This window comes from Areca yellow leaf disease phytoplasma (genome assembly GCF_041920595.1).
Window position 1 is genome coordinate 152620 of sequence record NZ_CP169277.1, and the last position, 2603, is coordinate 155222.

At 32.4% G+C, this 2603-nt stretch carries 1 protein-coding gene and 1 pseudogene; both read right to left on the reverse strand.

Translation table 11 applies throughout. The features are described 5' to 3' along the window. Positions 1-386: 386 nt before the first annotated feature. Positions 387-803: pseudogene (locus ACEW7V_RS00815) on the reverse strand (HAD family hydrolase); the annotation flags it as partial. A gap of 225 nt (positions 804-1028) precedes the next feature. Then, positions 1029-1190, reverse strand: coding sequence for an HAD family hydrolase (locus ACEW7V_RS00820; RefSeq protein ID WP_374695580.1), 162 nt, complete (start codon positions 1188-1190; stop codon positions 1029-1031). Positions 1191-2603: the final 1413 nt, after the last annotated feature.

The window sequence follows — 2603 nt, forward strand, 5'->3', positions numbered from 1 at the left end:
CTCGGATCAGAAGGCTAGAGTTCAAAATCCTCTTAGGTGTACCATTAAAACATCATAAATGCAATGAACGGGAAGTAGCTTAGCTTGGTATAGCGCCTGGTTTGGGACCAGGAGGTCATGAGTTCAAATCCTGCCTTCCGACCATCCTTAATTAACTATCTATGCCTGGGCGTCGTATAATGGCCATTACCTTAGCCTTCCAAGCTAAGAAGTGGGTTCGATTCCCATCGCCCGCTCCATTTATTATTCCCCATAATAAATATAAATAAAACCTCCTTCAAAAGTTAAACCGCTTATTGATGAGATAAGCGGTTTAACTTTATTATATATTAACACAACAAAAAAGCTTCAACAAATTGTTACAACTTTTCTTTCAAACTATTAAATTATTTTTTTAGTCTTAAAAAATCATACATGCAGTCTTCATCAATATGAGGGCTTACAAAATTAGCAATATTTTTTAAATCTTCTATTTTGGTATTTCCCATAGTAATTGCCACATCAGCTAATTTAAGCATTTCAAAGTCGTTGGGACCGTCTCCCATACAAATTAATTGATGATCGGGATAAAGAGCCTTAATTTGCTTAATTCCGTATGATTTGTCTATTTTTTGATACATTATATCAACAAAACCACTATCCCAAAAGTAAGCTTTTAATTGGGGCATATTTTTTAAAAATTGTTGTATCTTTTCTTTATCGTTTTCTTTTTTCATGTAATAATACCATTTGATAAACTTTTTGTTGCTTAAAAAAGCATCATTTAGAACTAGTTTTTGTTCCGCTTTAAAACTGCTAATATTTTGAGTGTTTGGTCGTTTTGTAAATCTATGGCAAAAATTTGGTCCAAGGTAAAAAGAGTTAAAGCAACTCCATTTTTAGCAGCTGCTTTCTTTTTACTTGCATAACATCTTTTTAGTCAAAAACAAACCTCATTAAGGACTTTTTTTTCTTGCGTCTTTTTTTGCTTGCATTGTAAGAGGCGCTGTTGCACAAAACTAAATATTTAAATAAAGGTCTTAATTCTTTTAAAACTCTAATCTAGCATAACTTCTGCCTGTAGCAATTCCTAAAACTACATTAGGATCTTGTGAAAGCTCTTTGATTAACGCTTTTGTCTGAGGCAAAATAGCTTTATTTTTATTACTTCTTAAAGTGCCGTCAATATCAAAAAAATTAGTTTTTTTCATAAACTTTATTACCTATTTTCTTTATGAATATAATTTATAATGTCTTTTTGCTAAAAATATGAATTTTTATACAATAATTAATTACAATTATTGCTTATATTATACTATAATATAGGTAGTAATAATCGTTAAAATAGGAAACCCTAACAGTTTTTTATTGATTTTAATGAGATTTTAAAGGAGAATAATTTCTTTATGAATAATTTAGACCCAAAGTGATTAATAACTATAATTCCGATGTTTCTTCTTTGCTTTGGGAGGGCTTGGCGAAGTTGGAAAAACATGTATGTTTTTGAAATTCACAAGCAAATTTTTATTGTAGATTCAGGGATTTTGTTTTCAGATGATTTTTTGTTAGGGAGTCAATTACGTCATTCCCGATTATGATTATTTATTGAAAAAACAGAATCGCGTATTGTGCAGGGCTTTTTGTTACTCACGGACATGAAGATCATATTGGGAGGCATTCCTTATTTGCTTAAAAAAGTGCGTATTCCTAAAATTTTTGTCTCAGGGATTGCATATTATTTGTTAGAACATAAATTAGCCAGAGCATAAAGAAATTGGCGCCCTGCCCAAAGAAATAGAAAAAATGTACAACCATGATACCAAATACACCAGAATTTAGCCATCAAGTAAATGTGTCTTTCATCAGACTTAACCACTCTATTCCTGACACTTTTGGGATCGTTTTTAACACCAACACGGCAATATTTTTTATACTGGGGATTTTTAAAATTGATTATACTCCAGTAGGTCAGAAGCGCAATATGATAAATTAATCAAGATTAAACAAAGAAGGCGTTTTGTACCTGCTTTCTGATTCTACTAATGCCGAGCAATCTGGGTTGGTCCAATCCGAAAGTACTATTGGGGCTTCCATTAATGAACTTTTTGTAAAATATTGTAGACCGTATCATTATTGTTACTTTTGCTTCTAATTTTTACGCATCAAACAAATTGTAGAAACTGCTATTCAGACTAAAAGAAAAGTTGCAGTGTTGGGCGCAGCATGGAAAAGCTTTTGGAAATTGGCAAAAAACATGGCTATCTTAACATCCCTGAAGGCACCCCTTGTCACAAGTAATATCTAACATCGTTATATTATCTTGCTTTGCACCGGTTCACAAGGAGAGCTCCTTAGCAGCTTTAAGCAGAATTGGTTAACAACACTCACAGACAAATTAAGTTAAGTCCCAGATACTATATTTTTTCTTCTTCTCCCATTCCTGCAACCAAGAAAAAACATTAATAAAATTTTTGATTTACTTTTCAAAAAAAATGTCAACGTCATCACCTCACGGATTCCTTAATTAACACTCACGTATCAGGACACGGTAACCAAAATGACCTGAAATTGATAGCAATACGAACTGAACGAAGTACAATAGATTTGCACCGAAACGAAGGCTA